At 58.0% G+C, this 21607-nt stretch carries 16 protein-coding genes; 13 read left to right on the top strand and 3 right to left on the bottom strand.

Going from position 1 to position 21607, the window contains the following annotated elements; genetic code table 11:
* The first annotated feature begins 101 nt into the window (after positions 1 to 101).
* The 4 genes from DYH27_RS09535 to DYH27_RS09520 are packed head-to-tail and all read left to right on the top strand — an operon-like array spanning position 102 to position 5633.
* Positions 102 to 1427, top strand: a complete 1326-nt coding sequence (locus tag DYH27_RS09535) for an MFS transporter (RefSeq protein ID WP_004353599.1) — start codon at positions 102 to 104, stop codon at positions 1425 to 1427.
* Between the two features lie 59 nt (positions 1428 to 1486).
* Positions 1487 to 2275, top strand: a complete 789-nt coding sequence (gene nagB, locus DYH27_RS09530; RefSeq protein ID WP_025068202.1) for a glucosamine-6-phosphate deaminase — start codon at positions 1487 to 1489, stop codon at positions 2273 to 2275.
* Positions 2275 to 4263, top strand: coding sequence for a glucosamine-6-phosphate deaminase (locus tag DYH27_RS09525; RefSeq protein WP_025068201.1), 1989 nt, complete (start codon positions 2275 to 2277; stop codon positions 4261 to 4263). The genes nagB and DYH27_RS09525 overlap by 1 nt, the downstream gene beginning before the upstream one ends.
* 23 nt (positions 4264 to 4286) lie before the next feature.
* Positions 4287 to 5633 carry a sialidase family protein gene (locus DYH27_RS09520; protein ID WP_025068200.1) on the top strand — a complete coding sequence of 449 codons (1347 nt, stop codon included), beginning with the start codon at positions 4287 to 4289 and terminating at the stop codon, positions 5631 to 5633.
* 459 nt (positions 5634 to 6092) lie between these two features.
* Here DYH27_RS09520 and DYH27_RS13410 read toward each other — a convergent pair whose 3' ends face one another.
* Positions 6093 to 6263 (bottom strand): hypothetical protein, encoded by a 171-nt coding sequence (locus DYH27_RS13410; RefSeq protein ID WP_169447811.1) that lies wholly within the window; start codon positions 6261 to 6263, stop codon positions 6093 to 6095.
* Positions 6264 to 6400: 137 nt separating this feature from the next.
* Here DYH27_RS13410 and rpsF point away from each other — a divergent pair, with 137 nt between their 5' ends.
* The 4 genes from rpsF (at position 6401) to DYH27_RS09490 (ending at position 8743) form a co-directional block, all read left to right on the top strand.
* Positions 6401 to 6745, top strand: a complete 345-nt coding sequence (rpsF, locus tag DYH27_RS09505; protein ID WP_004353619.1) for a 30S ribosomal protein S6 — start codon at positions 6401 to 6403, stop codon at positions 6743 to 6745.
* A gap of 3 nt (positions 6746 to 6748) precedes the next feature.
* Positions 6749 to 7018 (top strand): 30S ribosomal protein S18, encoded by a 270-nt coding sequence (rpsR, locus tag DYH27_RS09500; RefSeq protein ID WP_004353605.1) that lies wholly within the window; start codon positions 6749 to 6751, stop codon positions 7016 to 7018.
* A gap of 15 nt (positions 7019 to 7033) precedes the next feature.
* Complete coding sequence (gene rplI, locus DYH27_RS09495) at positions 7034 to 7582, top strand: 50S ribosomal protein L9 (protein ID WP_004353624.1); 549 nt, start codon at positions 7034 to 7036, stop codon at positions 7580 to 7582.
* Positions 7583 to 7669: 87 nt separating this feature from the next.
* Positions 7670 to 8743 carry an AAA family ATPase gene (locus DYH27_RS09490; RefSeq protein WP_004353595.1) on the top strand — a complete coding sequence of 358 codons (1074 nt, stop codon included), beginning with the start codon at positions 7670 to 7672 and terminating at the stop codon, positions 8741 to 8743.
* Between the two features lie 118 nt (positions 8744 to 8861).
* Here the strand turns inward: DYH27_RS09490 and DYH27_RS09485 are convergent, their stop codons facing one another.
* Positions 8862 to 10409, bottom strand: a complete 1548-nt coding sequence (locus DYH27_RS09485; protein ID WP_025068198.1) for a Gfo/Idh/MocA family protein — start codon at positions 10407 to 10409, stop codon at positions 8862 to 8864.
* Between the two features lie 638 nt (positions 10410 to 11047).
* Between DYH27_RS09485 and DYH27_RS09480 the strand changes: the two genes are divergently transcribed.
* The 3 genes from DYH27_RS09480 to DYH27_RS09470 all read left to right on the top strand — a co-directional run bounded on the left by DYH27_RS09480 (position 11048) and on the right by DYH27_RS09470 (position 16097).
* The gene (locus DYH27_RS09480) at positions 11048 to 12772 is read left to right on the top strand and encodes a DUF4153 domain-containing protein (RefSeq protein WP_025068197.1); all 1725 of its coding nucleotides are present in this window, start codon (positions 11048 to 11050) and stop codon (positions 12770 to 12772) included.
* A gap of 111 nt (positions 12773 to 12883) precedes the next feature.
* On the top strand, positions 12884 to 13771 hold the full coding sequence (gene fabD / locus DYH27_RS09475) for an ACP S-malonyltransferase (protein WP_004353593.1): 888 nt from the start codon (positions 12884 to 12886) through the stop codon (positions 13769 to 13771).
* A gap of 160 nt (positions 13772 to 13931) precedes the next feature.
* Positions 13932 to 16097 (top strand): alpha-amylase family glycosyl hydrolase, encoded by a 2166-nt coding sequence (locus DYH27_RS09470; RefSeq protein WP_025068196.1) that lies wholly within the window; start codon positions 13932 to 13934, stop codon positions 16095 to 16097.
* Positions 16098 to 16498: 401 nt separating this feature from the next.
* On the opposite strand, the gene DYH27_RS09465 is transcribed toward DYH27_RS09470, so the two are convergent.
* A complete protein-coding gene (locus tag DYH27_RS09465) occupies positions 16499 to 18034 on the bottom strand; it encodes an alpha-L-fucosidase (protein WP_025068195.1) in 1536 nt (511 codons plus the stop codon).
* Between the two features lie 318 nt (positions 18035 to 18352).
* On the opposite strand from DYH27_RS09465, the gene DYH27_RS09460 reads away from it, so the two are divergent.
* A complete protein-coding gene (locus DYH27_RS09460; protein WP_115338014.1) occupies positions 18353 to 19891 on the top strand; it encodes an ATP-binding protein in 1539 nt (512 codons plus the stop codon).
* Between the two features lie 116 nt (positions 19892 to 20007).
* Positions 20008 to 21546, top strand: a complete 1539-nt coding sequence (locus DYH27_RS09455; RefSeq protein WP_115338013.1) for an ATP-binding protein — start codon at positions 20008 to 20010, stop codon at positions 21544 to 21546.
* The last annotated feature ends 61 nt before the right edge of the window (positions 21547 to 21607 follow it).

Genomic DNA, 21607 nt, shown 5'->3' with positions numbered 1-21607 from the left:
GTGGCGGGGCGCATTGGTAAATTAAAGTTAAATGCGCTGCTTCCTGATACGCAAAAAAGCCTCCCCGGCTGTTATTCTTTTAGAAAATCCTGATAAAGAAAATGAATCTGAACTCTAAGAACCTAACAGAGGAAACCACATACAACGGGAAACGGCGCAGTCCGGCAACGTGGGTGCCTACGCTTTACTTCGCCATGGGTATGCCCTTCGTCGTGCTCAACATGGTCTGCACGCTGATGTACAAGGGAATGGGCGTGAGCGATGCGCAGATCGCCTTCTGGACCTCGCTCATCATGCTGCCCTGGACGCTGAAGCCGCTGTGGAGTCCGTTCCTGGAGATTTACAAGACAAAGAAGTTTTTTGTCGTACTGACGCAGCTGCTCACAGGCGTGCTCTTCGCCCTGGTGGCCTTTGCGCTCCATCTTCCCTCTTTCTTCCCGGTCACGATAGCGATACTCTCGGTGATCGCCATGAGCGGTGCGACGCACGACATCGCAGCCGACGGCACTTATATGTCCGTGCTGTCGAACGAGGAGCAGGCACGGTGGATAGGCTGGCAGGGGGCATTCTACAACATTGCGAAGATTGCCGCGACGGGCGGGCTGGTCTATCTCGCCGGCACGTTCATCGGCCACTTCGGCGTGACGAAGGCCTGGATGCTGATCATGCTGATCATCGCCGCCGTCATGGTGACCATCGGCATCTATCACTATGCCGTCCTGCCGGACCCGGCGAAGACGACGGAGGGCAGTCCTGTCTCGCTGCACGATTCTCTGCACGAGCTGCTGGAGGTGTTCCTCGACTTCTTCCGGAAGAGACACATTATATATTATATCTGTTTCATCGTCCTCTACCGCTTTGCCGAGGGATTCGTGATGAAGATCGTCCCGCTCTTCCTCAAGGCTCCGCGTGCCCAGCAGGGACTGGGACTGAGCGAGCAGGAAATCGGCCTGTGCTACGGCACCTTCGGTGCTGCGGCGTTCGTCATCGGTTCGATTCTCGCCGGCTACTACATCGCCTGGCGGGGGCTGCAGAAGAGCCTTTTCTCGCTCGCCCTGGTGTTCAACATCCCCTTCGTCGCCTACACGTTGCTTGCCGTCTACCAGCCCGAGAGCCTGTGGCTGATCGGCGGCGGTATCGTCATGGAATACTTCGGCTACGGCTTCGGCTTCGTCGGTCTGTCGCTCTTCATGATGCAGCAGGTGGCGCCGGGCAGGCACCAGATGGCCCACTACGCCTTTGCCAGCGGCATCATGAACCTCGGGGTCATGCTGCCGGGCATGCTGAGCGGCTACTTCAGCGACCATCTGGGCTACCGTATGTTCTTCATCGTCGTACTGGCATGCACCATTCCGGCCCTGCTGATCACATGGTTCGTCCCGTTCACCTATCCCGACAGGACGAAGAAGGCAAAGGCCGCGGCATGAGCGGGGGACAGCGTGTACAGCACATTCAGACCCAAACAAAATAATTAAAACCAAAGATTATGAGATTAATCATAGAACCCAACTACGAACAGCTGTCCCGGTGGGCGGCCAACTACGTCATCGAGCGCGTCAATGCTGCCAGGAACCAGGAAAAGCCGTTCGTGCTCGGACTGCCTACCGGTTCGTCGCCGGAAGGGATGTATGCCGAACTGGTGATGGCCTGCAAGGAAGGCAGAGTCAGCTTCAAGAACGTCGTCACGTTCAACATGGACGAGTATGTCGGCCTGCCCGAGAGCCATCCGCAGAGCTACCACACCTTCATGGCCGAACACCTCTTCAACCACATCGACTGCCCGAAGGAGAACATCCACATCCTGAACGGCAATGCCGAAGACCTGGAGGCAGAATGCCGGCACTATGAGGAGATGATCCGTGAGGCCGGCGGCATCGACCTCTTCCTCGGCGGCATCGGCCCCGACGGGCACATCGCCTTCAACGAGCCGGGGTCGTCGCTCCGATCGCACACCCGTGTGAAGACGCTGACCTCTGACACGCGCATCGCCAACTCGCGCTTCTTCGACAACGACCCGGAGAAAGTGCCGGCACACGCACTGACCGTAGGTGTGGGCACCGTCATGGACGCCCGGGAGGTGCTGATTCTCGCCAACGGTCATCACAAGGCCGAGGCCCTGCGTGCAGCCGTAGAGGGCGGCATCACCCAGAAGTGGACCATCAGCGCGCTGCAGATGCACGAGCACGGCATCATCGTCTGTGACGAGGCTGCGACCGACAAGCTCACCGTAGAAACATACAAATACTTTAAAGACATAGAAAAGGAGAACCTGTGATGAAGCTGAATCTTAGTTCAAAGATCGTACTCAACCAGATACCGGAGGAGTTCTACCGTCCGGCAACCGCCATCGAACGTTCGGAGATCACCCGCTTCGAGAAAGTGCCGACCGACATCTTCCCGACCATCGAGGAGGGTGCCGTCGACATCGCCAACCAGCTGGAAGCCGACATCAAGAAGCGGGAGCAGGAAGGACGGAAGTTCGTCATGGGCGTAGGGTCCGGCTCTTCGCTCACCCCCATCTTCCAGGAGCTTATCCGTCGGCATGAGGCCGGCAGGCTGAGCTTCAGGAACGTGGTCGTCTTCAACGCCTACGAGTATTTCCCGCTGAACGCCGAGAACGTGAACCGCAGCATCAACCAGCTGAAGGAGCGTTTCCTGAATCATGTCGACATCGAGGCGGACAACATCTTCACGCCCGACGGGACGCTTGCCCAGGACGATGTGCAGGAACACTGCCGGCAGTACGAGCAGCACATCAAGGAGCAGGGCGGCCTGGACGTCATCCTCCTCGGCATCGGCCGCATGGGCAACATCGCCACCAACGAGCCGGGTTCGAGCATCACGTCGGCCTCACGCCTCATCCTCATCGACGAGACGGCGCGCGAGGAGATGAAGATGAGCTTCGGCTCGCAGGAGACGGTCCCTCCCTGTTCCATCACGATGGGCGTCAGCACCATCCTCTCCGCGCGCAGGATCTTCCTTACGGCATGGGGCGAGGAGAAGGCCGACATCATCAAGAAGACCGTAGAAGGCAAGGTCAGCGACACTGTCCCGGCCTCTTTCCTGCAGACGCACAACGATGCGCACGTCGTCATCGACCTCTCGGCGGCAGCCAAGCTGACGCGCATCCAGCACCCCTGGCTCGTCGCTTCCTGCAAGTGGACCGACAAGCTCGTCCGTTCGGCACTCGTCTGGCTCTGTCAGGTGACGGGCAAACCGATCCTCAAGCTGACCAACAAGGACTACAACGAGAACGGCCTCAGTGAACTTCTGGCCCTCTACGGGTCGGCCTACAACGCCAACATCAAGATATTCAACGACCTCCAGCATACCATCACCGGATGGCCGGGCGGCAAGCCTGATGCCGACGACACCTACCGGCCGGAGCGTGCCAAACCGTTCCCGAAGCGGGTCATCGTCTTCTCGCCGCACCCTGACGACGACGTGATCTCCATGGGCGGTACGCTCCGCCGCCTCGTCCAGCAGGGCCACGACGTACACGTCGCCTACGAGACATCGGGCAACATCGCCGTCGGCGACGAGGAGGTCGTGCGCTTCATGCACTTCATCAACGGTTTCAACCAGCTCTTCGGCAACGAGCAGGACGAGGTCATCAAGTCGAAGTACAAGGAGATAAAGGAGTTCCTGAAGCACAAGAAGGAAGGCGACATCGACACACAGGATGTCCGCACCATCAAGGGGCTGATCCGCCGCGGCGAGGCGCGCACGGCCTGCACCTTCAATCAGATTCCGCTCGACCACGTCCACTTCCTCGACCTGCCTTTCTATGAGTCGGGCAAGATCGAGAAGCTGCCGATGGGCGAGGCCGACGTAGACATCGTGAGGAAGCTCATCAGTACCGTGCAGCCGCACCAGATCTACGTAGCCGGCGACCTGGCCGACCCGCACGGCACGCACCGCAAGTGTACGGATGCCGTCCTCGCCGCCATCGACCTGGAGAAAGAGGCCAAGGCGGCGTGGCTGAAGGACTGCCGTGTGTGGATGTACCGCGGCGCATGGGCGGAATGGGAAATCGAGAACATCGAGATGTGCGTCCCCATCAGTCCGGAAGAGCTGCGTGCAAAGCGCAATTCCATCCTCAAGCACCAGAGCCAGATGGAGAGCGCTCCGTTCCTCGGCAACGACGAACGGCTCTTCTGGCAGCGTTCCGAGGACCGCAACCGCGGCACCGCCAAGCTCTATGACGACCTCGGGCTGGCCTGCTACGAAGCGATGGAGGCGTTTGTCGAATACAAGTTTTAACAATCTCCCGGCAAAGACAATCCATGTACAGAAGAATCCTATCGGCTGTCATCCTCTGCACCGTGCTGTTACAGGCCGGTGCAGCCGGGACAGACAGGAACAGAGACAAGAGCGATGATGGTTTTACCACCATCGTTTTTGATAGGGCGCACAGCCCCGTCCCCTACCGCATCCCGGCCATCGCCGAGACACGGCGGGGCACGCTGCTGGCGGCCTGCGACTTCCGCTTCAGCCATACGGACGTGGGGTGGAACAACCGCAACGGCCGCTGGCAGATCAATGTCGTCATGAAAAGGAGCGAGGACCATGGGCGCACATGGTCGGACACGCTCTGTGTCGCAAGGGGCGATGAGCAGGCTGCGGACACCGTCCGCACGGCTTTCGGCGATCCGTGCATTGTCGCCGACCGCACGTCGGACAACGTGCTGATGAGCTGCGTCGCCGGGAAGACCGGCTACCAGACGGCGACACGCCGGAATCCCATGCACGCCTTCTTCTTCCGCAGCACTGACGGCGGAAGGACATGGGACAACGGGACGGACCTGACGGAAATGATACACGGTCTCTATGACGGACGGCTGCCCGGCGGTGGCTGTCCCGACGGCATCTTCCTGACTTCAGGGAAGATCATGCAGAGCCGTTACATCCGCAGAGGCAGATTCTACCGGCTGTACATCGCCCATCCCGTCCGGCAGGCAGGAGTGGACCGTTGCGGCACGTTCGTCATCTATTCCGACGACTTCGGTCGCACATGGAGCGTGCTGGGCTCTCCCGCTGTTGCCCCCTCTGTCGCTCAGGACGAGTCGAAAGTGGAGGAACTGCCCGACGGAAGCGTACTGCTCAGCTGCCGGGATGTCTATGGCGGACGGCGTTTCAATGTCTTCACCTATGCGGATGCCCTCAAGGGCACAGGCAGCTGGGGACAGGAGGTGATGCCGGAGAACATGACCGGTAGGCAGGTCAACGCCTGCAACGGCGGCATCCTGGTCGTTCCGGCAAGGAGGATGGCCGACGGACGCCGGCTGTTCGTAGCCCTCCAGTCCGTTCCGCTCAGCGCACGCCGCGACAGCGTGGGCTTCTATTACAAGGAGCTGGCTGCCTATGCCGACTATTCCACGCCTGATGCACTGGGCCGTGGATGGAAGAAAGGGCTGTGCGTGACGGACGGCTCATCGTGCTATTCGACGATGGTCAGCATGAAAAACCGCCGTATCGGACTTCTCTACGAGGTGCGCGGACAGGACGACGGCTATGACATCGAGTTCCGGAGCCTGTCGCTGCAGGAAATCACCGGAGGCGAATACGCCCTCCTTCCGTTTGCCGACCGCTCTCGGTATGTCAGGGATGCCGCTGCCGCACGTCGCCGCTGACCAGCAGGGCGGCCTCCCTCCGGTCTGCGGAACAGGGGAAACGGACAAGGCAGCAGGCTGCAGGTTGCTCCCGTTCCGGCAGTCTGCTGAAAGGAGCGGACTGTCGACACGACTGGTGTTTACCGTCAACACAATCTGTGGCAGGCCTCGACACATCAGCAGGGAAGGCCGGTTCTTGCAGTGTCGCTATGATATGCAGTAAGACGCTGAAGACCGGTTGCACGGGAAAAGTCTGCCAGGTGGCACTGACACAGTTGTAAGCAGCTCGTCTGTCCAGCCGCTCACGAACGTTCTCTCATAGGAAACGGCATCTTCATTCCATAGGATTCTGCAGGTGGAGAAATGACGTGAAGAGACCTCTGCAAGCCTCTCCTTGTCCGGCATATCAGTTCGTTACACTTTCATTCATGTTTTTCGGAAGAGTTTTGCAGAGGTCTCTGATGTGATTACCGGCAGCCCTCAGTAAGGATTCTTCTCACCCTTGACGAACGCAGCGGCACCGCCCAGAACGAGTGCCAGACCGGTGAACAGCAGCGTGTTGCCTCTGTAGCTGATGACGACGTGGAGGACGAACAGGAGGAGGCCGAGGAGGATGGCGGCGATGCCTAAGTATTTGATAGGTCTTTTCATACGGATGCGTGAATATGCTGTTAGCAGACGCAAAAGTACGAAAAATATTTGGCCGGTTGCATAAAAAGCCGTACTTTTGCACCGCATTTTGCGAAAGCAGGTGCGGTTAAATTTACATTTTATATTTTATAAACAGTATGAATCAATACGAAACCGTTTTCATTTTGACTCCCGTTTTGTCTGACGAACAGATGAAGGAAACGGTCGCTAAATTCAGGAAACTGCTCGCCGACAACGGTGCGGAGATCTTGAACGAAGAGGCCTGGGGTCTGAAGAAGTTGGCTTACAACATCCAGAAGAAGTCTTCCGGCTTCTATGCGCTGCTGGAGTTCAACGCAGAACCGTCAGTTATCTACACTCTCGAGACCGCCTTCCGTCGTGACGAGAAGGTTATTCGTTACATCACCGTTAAGCAGGACAAGTACTCTGCAGCTTATGCCGAGAAGCGTCGTGCTAAATGGGCAGCTAAAAAGGAGGCTTAAACCATGGCAGAGCAGAAATCAGAAATCCGTTATTTGACCGCTCCTTCCATCGACACGAAGAAGAAGAAGTACTGCCGTTTCAAGAAGAGCGGCATCAAGTACATCGACTACAAGGACGGCGAGTTCCTCAAGAAGTTCCTCAACGAGCAGGGCAAGATTCTTCCCCGCCGCATCACAGGCACTTCCCTGAAGTACCAGCGTCGTGTGGCACAGGCTGTGAAGCGTGCCCGTCAGATTGCGCTGCTTCCTTACGTAACCGATTTGATGAAGTAAAAAGGAGGTCAACAGATGGAAATTATACTGAAAGAAGACATTATCGGTCTTGGATACAAGAACGAAATCGTGAAAGTAAAGAACGGCTACGGCCGTAACTACCTCATCCCGACAGGCAAGGGTGTCATCGCTTCTCCGTCTGCCAGGAAGCAGCTGGCCGAGAACCTGAAGCAGCAGGCTGCAAAGCTCGCCGTCCTCAAGGCCGAGGCCGAGAAGAAGGCAGCCCAGCTGGACGGCGTGGAGCTTGTCATCGAGGCAAAGGTCTCTGCGACCGGCGTGACCTACGGTTCCGTCAATGCAGCGACTGTCGTCGAAGAGCTTGCCAAGCGCGGCATCGAGATCGACCGCAAGATCGTGACCATGCACGACATGAAGAAGGTCGGCTCGTCCGAGGCTACGGTACACTTCCACAGAGAGGTTGAGGTGAAGATTCCTGTAACGGTCGTTGCAGAGAACCAGCCGGCACCGGCTGTCGAGGAAGCTCCTGCCGAGCAGCCCGCAGAGGCTCCTGCTGCAGTGGAAGAGACTCCGGCAGCTGAGGAGGAAGCTCCTGCCGCAGAATAATTCAACATAGACATTTTCGCACTGTAAAGCAGTAATGTTAATAAAAATCCCTTTCACTTTCGGGTGGAGGGGATTTTTCAGTCAGTCATGAAACGAATAGTACTTACCGGCGGACCCTGCGCCGGGAAAACGACAGCCCTTGTCAAGGTCATCGAGCACTTCTCAAGTCTCGGCTACAAGGTGTTCATCATTCCTGAGGTGCCGACGCTCTTCAGCCAGGCCGGCATGGATTACCTTACGGACAACCACGCCTTCTTCTACGAAGGTGAGAAGGCGACGCTGGAAACACAGCTCGACCTGGAAGACAGGTTCACACGCATGGCGGAGACAATCAAGACACCGACGATCATCGTCTGCGACCGCGGCACGATGGACATCTCCGCCTACATGAAGCCGGAGATGTGGGAGGAGATAACGGCCGCCGCCGGCACGTCGTCCGAACAGCTCCGTGCCCGTTACGATGCGGTCCTCCACCTCGTCAGCGCCGCCGACGGGGCCGAGCAGTTTTATACGACGGCCAACAACGCCGAGCGCACGGAGGGGCTGGAGCTTGCCCGCGAGTTGGACAAGAAGGTCATCCAGGCATGGTCGGAACATCCGCACCTGCGCGTCATCAACAACCACGAGAACTTCGACACGAAGATCAACCGTGTGCTCCAGGAAATCTCCAATGTGCTGGAGATTCCCCAGCAGGTCATCGAGGAACGCAAGTACATCGTACGCCTGACGGGCGAGATTCCGGATGCCATCGAGAGCGACATCATGCAGACCTACCTCACTTCGGAGCCGCGCAGCGAGGTACGTCTCCGCCGCCGTACGCTGAACGGCGTCTCCATCAACGTCCGCACGACGAAGAAGACCCTCCCGAACAACGAGCAGGTGGTGACGGAACGGCAGATCGACAACAACCTCTACGAGTCGCTGATGCGGCAGGCCGACCCTTACCGCCTGTCCATCCACAAGGTGCGCAAGACCTTCATCTGGCGGGGACAGTTCTTCGAGCTTGACACCTACCTGTCGCCGGCCTCCGGCCTGCAGATTCTCGAGACGAAAGGAATCGTCGACCACGAGGATGTCAACTTCCCGCCGTTCCTCGAGGTGCTTGAGGACATAACGGGAAAGACCGAATATTACAATTACAATCTGGCTCTGAAGAAGTGAGGCGGAAGCCTCCGGAGCAGGGACGTGCCGCTCTGGCACGCCGGTGCGCCAGAGCGGAAAATGCCGCAGTTCCCAGTAACGGGAGCTGCGGCATTTTCCGTATGATACGGTCCGGTGATCATCGTTTCCCGGAAGCCCTGTCAGCCTTCTCCCAGTACTTCTTCCCTTTCTCCTTCAGTCTGGCCGTAAAGGCTATGGCGTCTGCAGCCGCCTGTGCCTCGTCGGCAGGCGAAGCGTATGCGTGGCGGTAGCCTTTGATGCTGTTCCACTGGCCACGTGTGAAGTCGGGTACTTCGACAGGGATGTTGCCGTTGTCCATGGAGATGGAACCCAGCTCGGCCAGGCAGCACCATTCGGCCAGGTCGTAGACATCGATGTCCAGCGGCAGGCCGTTCTGCAGACAGTAGACCAGCCGGGAATCCATGATGAAGTCCATTCCGCCGTGTCCGCCGACTTTCTTCGCCTCCTTCTCGTACTTGGCGACCAGCGGACTTTCGTATTTCCGCACCAGTTCCTGTGCATCTGCCTTTGACAGATAGGAGTGTCCGGAGAGGTCGTCGGCCGACGGCGTGACGCCCGATTTCTTCAGTTCGTCGGCCGACAGCGCATAGCCTTCGACGGGATATTTGTTGGCGAAGCCCCGTGTGCCTGTCAGCTGGTACATACGGTTGTACGGCTGCGGGGTCATTACGTTGTGATGGATTTCGATGACCTTGCCGTTCTCCGTGCTGATGAGCGTCGTCGTCTGGTCGCCGTTGCGGAATCCGTCACACTTCTCCCCGGTCATCTGCTCCACGTGCATCTTGCCGTTGACCGACTTCGTGTCCATGGCGACGAGCGTCTTCATGCGGTCGCCGCGGTGGATGTCCAGCACCTGTGCGACAGGCCCGAGGCCGTGTGTGGCATAGATGTCGCCGCGGAACTTCCGGTTATAGTCCAGCCGCCAGCCCAGCCTGTCCTGCGCATCCTTCTTCCAGTAGGCATCCCAGAACGGCGTCAGGTCGTGGCGGTAAGCCCCCTGCACGTAAAGCACTTCGCCGAAGACACCCTTCTGCGCCATGTTCAGCGAGTTCAGTTCGAAGAAGTCGTAACAGCAGTTCTCCAGCATCATGCAGTGCAGGCGGGTCTTCTCGGACAGGTCGATCAGCTGCCAGATTTCCGACAGGTTCATCGCCGCCGGCACCTCGATGGCCACGTGCTTGCCGTGCGTCATCGCCTCCCGGGCGACGAGGAAGTGGTGTTTCCAGTCGGGGGCGATGTAGACGAGGTCGATGTCCTTGCGCCGGCAGAGTTCTTTATATCCGTCCTCACCGGAGTAGATGTCGGCGGCAGGCATGCTTGCCTTGCGGAGAATATCCTGGCATTTCTCGGCTCTGCCGCGTTCGTGGTCGCAGAGGGCCATCACCTGGATGCCGGGGATGTGCATCCAGCGTTCCACCGCACTGGGCCCGCGCATGCCCAGTCCGACGAAGGCCACCCGCACGACTTTCATCTTCGGGGCGGCGAGGTTCAGGGCACTCTCCTGTCCTTCCGGGCGTGCAGGTACTTCCGTGACGGCCTTTCCGCCGGTGATTTTGTAGGGCCAGTTGAACTGTGCCGATGCCGTTGACGGCAGGAGCAGGCTGCCCAGCAGGCACAGGGCAGCCCATGATTTTCTGATACGCATTGTTGTTTCCAATTGTTTTAGTTATATGTTTACAGGTTGGTTCTTACTTCTGTTGTCATGGAAAACCGCAGGCAAAGTTACGAAAAATAATCTGAACCCATTGTCCGGTCCGGTTCTTTTTCCCATGAAAGTGTTTCATGTACCTCCATCCTGTCCCCGCCCGGCTGGCAATGCGGGGCGGAGAAGGCTGTTCCCAAGTGTCGGGAATGCGGTTCCCAGACAGTTGGGAATGCCGTTCCCAGGCAGTCGGGAATGCGGTTCCCGAACGGTCGGGAATTTGCGGTTCAGTGTAAGTCGGACGGTGTACGGGGAATTGTCTCACACAGAGGCACGGAGGACACGGAGGGCAGGGAGAGTGGGGCATCTCCGATGCGGAGAGAGATTTAGGAGTACCGGGAGGAGTGGGGGAGATGCTGAGAGCTGTTTAAAATTCCTGTCTATACATTTGACGGAAGACCCGGATTTGCAGGATGCAGGTCGGGTACACTGGTGAAAACTCCGCCTCTCTTTAAAAAAAACGGACGGATCGGGCCTGTATTCGCTGGAAATGATTATCTTTGCTGCGGAATCAAGACAAAGTCCGTCTCCGCATCTGCCTTCAGACAGACAGGGAGCCGGTGCTGAAACATTGAAAGCGTATGACACCATTGAAGAAGCCAAGCCTTGCAGACTGGAGCAGCCGTCTTGTGGAGACGGTCGGCCGCTTTCCGGTCACTTTCGTGTATATCGTCCTTGCCACGGTGCATCTCTGGTTCGTCTGCGGGAAGATGTCGGAGGGCGATTATACCTGTATCGATTTCCTGGCCGACCTGCTGACCCTGGGCGGAATCGTACTCTCCTATATGCTCCATCTGTTCATGGAGGGGCGTGCGGGAGGCCGGCGGCACGTCGTCATGCTGTCGGCGAACATCGTGTGGATTGCGGTCTGCTCGTTTTTCGCCTGCCGCTATCCGCTGGACGGTGCCATGACGGCCGCCTGCATAGCCTGCTGCGTGGCCGTTGCGGTGAGCCTCTTCATCGTTCCTTTCCGCCGGCTGGGGGACGACCGGCCCGCCATCAGCTTTGCCATCGGATTCCTGGGGCGTGCGGGGCTGGCCATAGCCGTTTCGGGACTCCTGTTCCTGGGGCTGGAGCTGCTGGTGCTGTCTTTTTTCTATCTGTTCGGTGCCCAGGTCAGCGACAGCCATTTCCTTTATCTTCTGGTCTTCTGCTTCGTGTTCCTGGCACCCACGCTGGTCGTCGTGCAGACACCTTCGGCCGAAAAGAACCGTACGCCCCGCGACTGGATGCAGCACAGGTTCATGAACGGCGTCATCCATTTCCTGCTCCTTCCCCTGCTCTTCGCCTATCTCGCCACGCTGTATCTCTATGTCTTCAAGATCATCCTCGAATGGACACTGCCCGACGGATGGGTAAGCTGGCTGGTAACGGCGCTGATGTTCCTTACCGTCATTGTTGTCCATCTGCTCTATCCTGTCCGTTTCCAGGCAGAAGACAGACGGTTCGACAGGAGGGTCCTCCGCTGGCTTCCGCTTGTCGTGCTGCCGCTGCTGGTGCTGATGACCATCGGCATCGTCCGCCGTTTCAGCGACTACGGCGTGTCGGTGCTGCGTGTCTATCTGCTGGCGTTCAACGTCTGGTGCTATGCCGTCTGCATAGGGCTCTGTGTGACGAGGGCGAAATGGCTGTGGTGGATAGGCGGCTCGTTTGCCGGCGCGCTGCTGCTTCTTTCGGTCCTGCCTTACAATGTCTATTCGTTCACGTGCGGCCAGCTGTGCCGGGACATCAGAAGCCTTGCGGAGGAGAAAGGCATCCGTCACTTCCCGATGCGGGATGCGGAGCTGAAACAGATATGGGAGGGTCCGGAGGACGGGCAGTCCCAGCTCCTTGAAGACAAACTCGTCTATCTCTATACCCATTATGACACAACAGACATCAGCAGGGTCGTTGATGCGAAGACGGTCTCGATGCAGGACTTTCTTTCCGGCGAACCTTCCTTCACAACAGTCAACGATATGTATTACTTCAACATCCAGTGTTCTGCCTCCGACAGTGTATTGGGGATACCGAAGGGATATGCCGCTTTCCGGACGGTCAGGTATGATTACGAAACGGGCTTCCTGCCGTGTTACGTCAAGCATGACACCTTGAGCGTGACGATACCTTATCAGTACCGGGGCAGAAAGACGGCCGACACTGTCCGGATGCCGGTTGCGAAGCTGAAGGAACTGAACGAAAGCCGCATACAGCATCCGGCTCTTTTCTACGGCCGGCACACCTGCCTGTACCTGACGGGTCTGACCTGCTACGAGGAAGAGAAGGACGAGAACGGCTTTCTGTCGGGCATTCTCTTCGTAAAGTGAGCGGGCAGCCAGGGGGGACAGGGGCTTTTCAGGACGATTTCTTCTTTATCTGCTTTATTTTCTGTATCTTTGCACGCTGTAGAGTATTAACAATTAAACAATTGACAAAAGATGAAAGCATTTGTATTCCCAGGACAGGGATCTCAGTTTGTCGGCATGGGCAAGGAACTCTATGAGAGCAACCCGCTGGCAAAAGAACTTTTCGACAAGGCAGACGAGATTCTTGGCTTCAAGATAACTGGTATCATGTTTGCCGGAACGGACGAGCAGCTGAAGGAAACCAAGGTGACGCAGCCTGCCGTGTTCCTCCACAGTGTCATCTCCGCCCTCTGCTTAGGCGATGCGTTCAAGCCCGACATGGTGGCCGGCCACTCTCTGGGCGAGTTCTCCGCACTGGTTGCCGCCGGCGCACTGAGCTTCGAGGACGGACTGAAACTCGTTGCGGCACGTGCCAACGCCATGCAGAAGGCCTGCGAGAAGAACCCAGGCACGATGGCGGCCATCATCGGCCTGCCTGACGAGAAGGTGGAGGAGGTCTGCGCAACGGTCTCCAAGGAAGGGAAAGTCTGCGTGGCAGCCAACTTCAACTGCCCCGGCCAGCTGGTCATCTCCGGTTCGAAGGAAGGCATTGAGGAGGCCTGCGAACTGCTGAAGGCTGCCGGTGCCAAGCGTGCATTGCCGCTGAAGGTGGGCGGTGCGTTCCACTCTCCGCTAATGCAGCCGGCCAAGGACGAGCTGCAGGCAGCCATCGAGGCAACGGAGTTCAACACGCCGAAGTGCCCTGTCTATCAGAATGTGGATGCCCTCCCGCACACCGATCCGGCCGAAATCCGGAAAAACCTCATCGCACAGCTCACCTCAAGCGTACGCTGGACGAAGAGCGCGCAGAACATGATCGCCGACGGTGCCGACGAGTTCATCGAGTGCGGTCCGGGCAAGGCCCTGCAGGGCATGCTCGCCCGCATCGACCGTAATGTCAATGCACACGGCATAGATTAGTTCCCCCATCCCTCTGAAGGGAGGGAACTCTAAGACAGTAAGAATATGGATGTAGGTGTGTCAGGTAAGGATGATGGTCTGTTGTCTGATGCACCTACAATAATGTAAGTGCAAGCCCTTATTGCTTTCCACTTTCGGGAGAGCCGGCAGGGGATTTTATATGAAGACTAAATTAGTTATCTACCAGGTTCTCACCCGTACCTTCGGCAACCGCAACCTCACCCGCAAGGAGTACGGAACGTTGGAGGAGAACGGTGCGGGGAAGATGAACGACTTCGACGGCAAGGTGCTGCAGCGCATCCATGACCTCGGTGTCACCCATCTCTGGTTTACCGGCATCATCCGCCATGCGACGTGTACGGACTATTCCGCTTTCGGCATACCGTGCCAGAACCCCCGGGTCGTGAAGGGACGTGCCGGGTCGCCGTATGCCATCACCGACTACTACGACATCGACCCCGACATTGCCGTGGATGTAGACGCACGCATGGCAGAGTTCGAGGCACTCGTAGCCCGCACCCATGCGGCAGGCATGAAGGTACTCATGGACTTCGTGCCCAATCACGTCGCACGCCAGTACAGAAGCATCGCCCGGCCGCAGGGCGTGGAGGATCTCGGCGAGGGAGACGACACCGGCAAGCATTTCGATGCGCAGAACAACTTTTATTACTGTCCGGGCGAACGGCTCGACCTCTCCTGTGTCCCGGTACACGGATACGCCTGTGATGCCGCTCCTTACGATGAATACCCGGCGAAGTGTACCGGCAACGACCGCTTCGATGCCCATCCGCAGCAGAACGACTGGTACGAGACGGTCAAGCTGAACTACGGTGTGGATTACTGCGATGCAGGCGGAAGAAGCTACCACTATAATCCCGTCCCCTCCACGTGGAAGAAGATGACCGACATCCTGCTCTTCTGGGCGGCGAAGGGTGTCGACGGTTTCCGCTGCGACATGGCCGAGATGGTGCCGCATGAGTTCTGGGCATACGCCACGCAGCAGGTCAAGGCCCTTTATCCGGAAACCATCTTCATCGGCGAAGTCTATGACCCCGGCCGGTACCGTATGTACGTGGAGTCTGGGTTCGACTATCTGTACGACAAGGTGGGGATGTACGACTGCATCCGCGGCGTGATCTGCGACCAGCGGCCGGCATCGTCCATCACCCGCGAGTGGCAGCAGGTGGACGACATCCGCGACCACATGCTCTACTTCCTCGAGAACCACGACGAGCAGCGCATCGCCTCCGGCTTCTTCGCCGGCAATGCATGGAAAGGGGTTCCGGGGATGATCGTCTCCGCACTCCTCCAGCAGAACCCTGTCATGGTCTATGCAGGACAGGAATTCGGCGAAAGGGGCATGGACAAGGAAGGCTTCTCGGGGCGTGACGGCCGTTCGACCATCTTCGACTACTGGACGTGTGAGGCCGTCTACAAGGGATTCTTCCACCATGATGCGCTGACGACCGACGAGAAGAAGCTGTCGCTGGTCTACCAGGGCATCCTCCGTTTCTGCAACCGTGAGAAGGCCGTGCGTGAAGGACAGACCTTCGACCTCATGTACGCCAACAACCAGAGCTACCAGTTCAATCCCCGCCGGCAGTTCGCCTTCCTGCGCAAGGCCGATGACGAGGTGCTGCTGGTTGTCGCCAACTTCGACGACCGCCGTGTACACATCAGCGTCACCGTGCCGGCCCATGCCTACGATTTCCTCGGTCTGCCCGAGCAGGAGGTGGAGATGACCGACCTGCTTTCCGGCTTCACGAAGACAGCGGAACTGAAACGTGACGGACAGATCGCACTGGATGTCCCCGGGAACTATGGCCGGATTTACAAGTTCAACATAAAGAAGAAGACCGTGGAATACGTATTGAATTCGCACAACAAAGAGGAATTCCCGCCGGCGCATACCGCCGAGCATCTGCTGAATCAGGTGATGTTCCGTCTGTTCGGTGCGGCACGCAGCACCAATGCGCACATCGAACGGAAGAAGAGCAAGATGACCTTCATCCTCGACCACAAGCCCGACCGCAAGGAAGAGAAGGCGATAGAGGACGAGATGAACCGGCTGATCGCCGAGGACCTGCCGGTAACCTTCGAGCTGGTCGACCGCAACCACCTCCCCGAAGGCGTCAGCCTTGACCGCCTGCCCGAGGACGCATCGGAAATGCTGCGTCTTGTCCGCATCGGCGACTTTGATGTCTGCCCCTGCATCGGCAGGCACGTGCGCTCCACTGCACAGATCGGCCGCTTCGAGCTGTTAGGCACCAACTGGGACGAGCAGAAGCATGCCTTCCGCATCCGTTTCAAGGTGATTCCGGCGTAGGAGAATAGGGAAAGACGGCTGCAGCTGCCTGACGGTTGCATTCCAGGCAGGCAGCCGCCAGTCCTTGGATGCAACTTCCTGGAATACAGGAAGGTATATATCGGTTTCCAATCAGGCCTTAGTTGAGCTTCAATCGGGCCTTAGTTGGAATCCAAGTAGGCCTTAGTTGGACTTCAATCAGGCGTTACTTGGCTTTCAAGTAAGGCCTGATTGAAAAACGGACATACATTGTCTGTGCAGATTCCGTATAACTTATTGAGGCACAGTCGTATATTCTCTCTTCCCGAATTTCGTCCAGCTTGGAAACAGACTTTTCTTAGGATGCCGTTTCAGACTGTATGACTTTCAAAAGGGTATTCGTGTTCTGGCACACCCTCTTTTCTTCATCGAGAGACGGCTTCTTACTCCACCAGCCGGTACAGTCCGATTTCCGAGATGGCAGGGACGGCACGCGCCTGCCGGATAGTCAGCCGCACTTCCCCGGCGGTCTGTATGGGGAACTTCAGCAGCCGTTTGTGTCCGACAGTTGTTCCTGCAGCCACCTCCTTCCACTTTCCCCTGGCATCTTTCACCTCCAAGGAAAACGCTTCCACACGCTGTCCCTTGCGGATATCCTCCTGTATGGAAAGGACATTGAATGCGGCCGGGTGCTTCATCCGGAACAGGAAGACGGTCCTGCCGCCTTTCATGTCAGGCAGGACGGAGGTGTCGTAGTCGCCGTCGACGACATTGCCAGCCTTGCCCTCCGAAAGCCGGCATACGACCTTGGAACCGGTGAGCAGGTTGCGGGAGAATGTTGCGTCGTACAGCCGGCGGAAGCCGCGGAGGCTCTCCACGTCGGCTTCGGCAAGCCGTCCCTCTTTGTCCGGCGGAAGATTCAGCAGCAGGACACCGTTCATGCCGACGGACGTGAAGTAGATGTCCATCAGCTCTTTCGGCGATTTCACCTTGCAGTCCTGGTCTGCATGATAGAACCATCCCGGCCGGATCGACACGTCGATTTCCGCAGGATACCAGACGAGCGACTTCGCCTTTTCAATCACCTTGCGGCTGCCCAGGTCCTGTCCTCTCATGTCGCCCACGGGAGCTGTCAGCATCTCCTGCTGCGAGTTCTTCGCAATGGTCTCCTGGTCGAGATTGTCCTTGGGGACGACGCTCCATTCCGTCTCACGCCCGCGTCCCGTCTCTGTTCCTACCCAGCGTACGTCCGGCCCCATGACGGCAATCACCGCATCGGGCTGCAGCCTGCGGATGAGGCTGTACCAGCGCACGAAGTCGTACTCCTGTTTCTTTCCGTTCGCCCCTTCGCCGCAGGCTCCGTCGAACCATACCTCGCTCACTTTGCCGTACTGTGTAAGCAGTTCGGTCAGCTGGCTGACGAAGTAATCGTTGTAGGCCTCTGTGCCGTAGAGTTTTGAATTGCGGTCCCAGGGCGAGAGGTAGATGCCGAACGATATGCCGTATTTCCGGCACGCATCGCTTACTTCACGCACCACGTCGCCCTTGCCGTTCTTCCAGGGAGAGTGCTTCACGCTGTGCTCCGTGCAGGCCGACGGCCACAGACAGAAGCCGTCGTGGTGCTTGCAGGTCAGGATGGCACATCTGAATCCGGCCGCCTTCAGCTCGCGGATCCACTGGTCGGCATCGAGGGCGGTCGGGTTGAAGACGGCCGGCGACTCCGTTCCGTCGCCCCATTCCCGGCCCGTATAGGTGTTTACGCCGTAGTGCAGGAAGGCCGTCAGCTCCTGCCGCTGCCAGTTGAACTGGCGTTCGGACGGAACGACATTGGCAGCCTTGCGGACGATTTCGGCGGGGGTGTCCGTCGGCCGGATCACTGCGATGTTCTGCTCCTGGGCAGAGAGTGCCGTTGCGGAAAGCAGCAGTCCTGCACAGGCGGCCGCTGTATGGAAGAGATGAGGATAAGTTTTCAGCCACATATTGTTATGAGACAGGTAATGATTTGTAATCTGTAAAAATAATATTCTACGGCAAAATTACGGATTTTCATTGAATAACCCAAGACGCATACGGTAAAATTGCAGGAACGGGCATTCTTCCGTTGCTGTCAGCCGTGTGAGGACGATTCTTTCTCCGGCTTTATGCGATGTGACAATCTATAGTCGGGTTATTTGGCATAGGAAATAATGCTTATCTTTCCTCGTTGAAGAAAAAATCACTTTCTTTATCCAACTGGCTTATAAATCACAGTTTTTATGTAAATTTGCAGTATCAACCAAACCAGGGAGGAACAGACGATGAAATACCCTATCGGAATACAGAACTTTGAAAGTCTGCGCAAGGACGGTTACACCTACGTGGACAAGACGGCCATGATCCATCAGCTGGTCGTGCAGGGAAGATACTACTTCCTCAGCCGCCCTCGCCGTTTCGGCAAGAGCCTGCTCATTTCCACCCTCGAGGCCTACTTCTCCGGCAGGCGCGAGCTGTTCAGCGGGCTGGCGATGGAGAAGCTGGAAACGGACTGGACGGCCTGCCCCGTCCTGCATCTCGACCTGAACACGGCAAGATATGACAGCAAGGAAAGTCTTGACGAGATTCTCAATGACGCACTGACGACATGGGAGAAAGCCTATGGCAGCGAGCCGGCGGAGACAACACTTTCCCTACGCTTCAAAGGCATTGTAAGGCGGGCTGCGGAGCAGACCGGGCAAAGGGTGGTCATCCTCGTGGATGAATACGACAAGCCCCTGTTGCAGTCGCTGGACAATGAAGCCCTGCAGTCCGAATACCGTGCCACGCTCAAGGCTTTCTATTCCGTCCTCAAAACGCAGGACCAGTACATCCGCTTCGCCCTGCTCACCGGCGTGACGAAGTTCGGGAAGGTAAGCGTTTTCTCCGACCTCAACAACCTCTTCGACCTCTCTATGGACGAACGCTACCAGGCTCTCTGCGGCATCACGGAGGAGGAGATACACACCTATTTCGAGGCCTCCGTCCGCCAGTTGGCCGACCGGCAGGGGCTGACGGAAGAGGAGACGCTCGCCCAGCTCAGGGATCAGTACGACGGCTACCACTTCGTAGAGAACGGCATCGGCGTCTACAACCCCTTCAGCCTGCTCAACACCTTCCAGCGGCTGCGGTTCGGCAGCTACTGGTTCGAGACGGGCACGCCCACCTATCTCGTCAGGCTCCTGCAGCGCGACGACTACGTCCTGCCCAACCTCACCGAGGAGGTGGCCACGGCCGACGTGCTCAACAGCATCGACTCCTTCTCGAGCAACCCCATCCCCGTCATCTACCAGAGCGGCTACCTCACCATCAAGGGCTACGACCCGGAGTTCGGGGAGTACCGTCTCGGCTTTCCCAACAAGGAGGTGGAGGAGGGCTTCACCCGCTTCCTGCTTCCTTTCTACACCGGCGCCGAGCGCAGCACGCCCTTCTCCGTCGCCAGTTTCGTGCGTTCTCTCCGTGCCGGCCGCCCCGGCGACTTCATGCGCCTCATGTCGGCCATGTTCGCCGATACCGACTATAAAATCGTGGGCGACTCCGAGCTTTATTTCCAGAACGCCTTTTACCTCGTCGCGAAGATGCTCGGCTTCTACACGCAGGTGGAGCGCACGACCTCCGACGGCCGCATGGACATGGTCGTCGGCACGCACGACTACCTCTACATCATCGAGTTCAAGCTCGACGGCTCCGCCGAGGCCGCCCTCCGTCAGATCGACGAGAAGGGGTATGCCCGGCCTTTCGCCGCCGACAGCCGGAAGCTCTACCGGATCGGCGTGAGCTTCTCTCTGGGGCGGCGGTGCATAGAGGAGTGGAAGATAGAGTAGGCGAGTGCCTGTGCGGATTGCGCAGCCGGAAGACGGCACAGGGGCATAGTCCGGGGCGTGAATCCATTATTTTCATGTAAATTTGCAGTATCAACCAAACCAGGGAGGAACAGACGATGAAATACCCTATCGGAATACAGAACTTTGAAAGTCTGCGCAAGGATGGTTACACCTATGTGGACAAAACGGCCATGATTCATCAGCTGGTCGTGCAGGGAAGATACTACTTCCTCAGCCGCCCTCGCCGTTTCGGCAAGAGCCTGCTCATTTCCACCCTCGAGGCCTACTTCTCCGGCAGGCGCGAGCTGTTCAGCGGGCTGGCGATGGAGAAGCTGGAGACGGCCTGGACGGCCTGCCCCGTCCTGCACCTCGACCTGAACACGGACGACTACCAGCACGAGAATGTCCTTGCGCAACGCCTGAACCTCACCCTTTCCCAGTGGGAGAAACGCTATGGGAAAGAGGAAAACGAGGTGACACCCTCCCAGCGGTTCGAGGGAGTCATCCGCCGTGCCGCCGAAGCGACAGGCCAGCGTGTGGTGATTCTCGTAGACGAGTATGACAAGCCGATGCTGCAGACAATCGGGAACGAGACGCTTCAGGCCGCCCACAGGAATCTCCTCAAGTCCTTCTACGGGGCGTTGAAGTCGCAGGACCAGTACATCCGCTTCGCCCTGCTCACCGGCGTGACGAAGTTCGGGAAGGTAAGCGTTTTCTCCGACCTCAACAACCTCTTCGACCTCTCTATGGACGAACGCTACCAGGCTCTCTGCGGCATCACGGAGGAGGAGATACACACCTATTTCGAGGCCTCCGTCCGCCAGTTGGCCGACCGGCAGGGGCTGACGGAGGAGGAGACGCTCGCCCGGCTCAGGGATCAGTACGACGGCTACCACTTCCGCCAGAACGGCGTCGGCGTCTACAACCCCTTCAGCCTGCTCAACACCTTCAGCAAGCTGGAATTCGGCAGCTACTGGTTCGAGACGGGCACGCCCACCTATCTCGTCAGGCTCCTGCAGCGCGACGACTACGTCCTGCCCAACCTCACCGAGGAGGTGGCCACGGCCGACGTGCTCAACAGCATCGACTCCTTCTCGAGCAACCCCATCCCCGTCATCTACCAGAGCGGCTACCTCACCATCAAGGGCTACGACCCGGAGTTCGGGGAGTACCGTCTCGGCTTCCCCAACAAGGAGGTGGAGGAGGGCTTCACCCGCTTCCTGCTTCCTTTCTACACCGGCGCCGAGCGCAGCACGCCCTTCTCCGTCGCCAGTTTCGTGCGTTCTCTCCGTGCCGGCCGCCCCGGCGACTTCATGCGCCTCATGTCGGCCATGTTCGCCGATACCGACTATAAAATCGTGGGCGACTCCGAGCTTTACTTCCAGAACGCCTTTTACCTCGTAGCGAAGATGCTCGGCTTCTACACGCAGGTGGAGCGCACGACCTCCGACGGCCGCATGGACATGGTCGTCGGCACGCACGACTACCTCTACATCATCGAGTTCAAGCTCGACGGCTCCGCCGAGGCCGCCCTCCGCCAGATCGACGAGAAGGGGTATACCCGGCCTTTCGCCGCCGACAGCCGGAGGCTCTACCGGATCGGCGTGAGCTTCTCTCTGGAGCGGCGGTGCATAGAGGAGTGGAAGATAGAGTAGGCTGCATGAAGTCATGTTCCCAAAGTGCCATGTTGCCAGGCCGGTCCCGTGTAATCCATAC

The sequence above is a fragment of the Prevotella denticola genome (assembly GCF_900454835.1).
Taxonomy (GTDB): domain Bacteria; phylum Bacteroidota; class Bacteroidia; order Bacteroidales; family Bacteroidaceae; genus Prevotella; species Prevotella denticola.
The sequence above is the reverse complement of the archived record's forward strand: the minus strand, read 5'-3'. Positions and strand labels throughout refer to the sequence as shown.

Excerpts from the sequence above, each read along its gene's own strand:
- DYH27_RS09465 (WP_025068195.1), bottom strand. The coding sequence starts at position 18,034 with ATGTGGCTGAAAACTTATCCTCATCTCTTCCATACAGCGGCCGCCTGT.
- DYH27_RS09485 (WP_025068198.1), bottom strand. The coding sequence starts at position 10,409 with ATGCGTATCAGAAAATCATGGGCTGCCCTGTGCCTGCTGGGCAGCCTG.
- DYH27_RS09480 (WP_025068197.1), top strand. The coding sequence starts at position 11,048 with ATGACACCATTGAAGAAGCCAAGCCTTGCAGACTGGAGCAGCCGTCTT.
- DYH27_RS13410 (WP_169447811.1), bottom strand. The coding sequence starts at position 6,263 with ATGAAAAGACCTATCAAATACTTAGGCATCGCCGCCATCCTCCTCGGC.
- DYH27_RS09525 (WP_025068201.1), top strand. The coding sequence starts at position 2,275 with ATGAAGCTGAATCTTAGTTCAAAGATCGTACTCAACCAGATACCGGAG.
- rplI (WP_004353624.1), top strand. The coding sequence starts at position 7,034 with ATGGAAATTATACTGAAAGAAGACATTATCGGTCTTGGATACAAGAAC.
- rpsR (WP_004353605.1), top strand. The coding sequence starts at position 6,749 with ATGGCAGAGCAGAAATCAGAAATCCGTTATTTGACCGCTCCTTCCATC.
- DYH27_RS09490 (WP_004353595.1), top strand. The coding sequence starts at position 7,670 with ATGAAACGAATAGTACTTACCGGCGGACCCTGCGCCGGGAAAACGACA.
- DYH27_RS09520 (WP_025068200.1), top strand. The coding sequence starts at position 4,287 with ATGTACAGAAGAATCCTATCGGCTGTCATCCTCTGCACCGTGCTGTTA.
- DYH27_RS09460 (WP_115338014.1), top strand. The coding sequence starts at position 18,353 with ATGAAATACCCTATCGGAATACAGAACTTTGAAAGTCTGCGCAAGGAC.
- DYH27_RS09535 (WP_004353599.1), top strand. The coding sequence starts at position 102 with ATGAATCTGAACTCTAAGAACCTAACAGAGGAAACCACATACAACGGG.
- DYH27_RS09470 (WP_025068196.1), top strand. The coding sequence starts at position 13,932 with ATGAAGACTAAATTAGTTATCTACCAGGTTCTCACCCGTACCTTCGGC.
- DYH27_RS09455 (WP_115338013.1), top strand. The coding sequence starts at position 20,008 with ATGAAATACCCTATCGGAATACAGAACTTTGAAAGTCTGCGCAAGGAT.
- rpsF (WP_004353619.1), top strand. The coding sequence starts at position 6,401 with ATGAATCAATACGAAACCGTTTTCATTTTGACTCCCGTTTTGTCTGAC.
- nagB (WP_025068202.1), top strand. The coding sequence starts at position 1,487 with ATGAGATTAATCATAGAACCCAACTACGAACAGCTGTCCCGGTGGGCG.
- fabD (WP_004353593.1), top strand. The coding sequence starts at position 12,884 with ATGAAAGCATTTGTATTCCCAGGACAGGGATCTCAGTTTGTCGGCATG.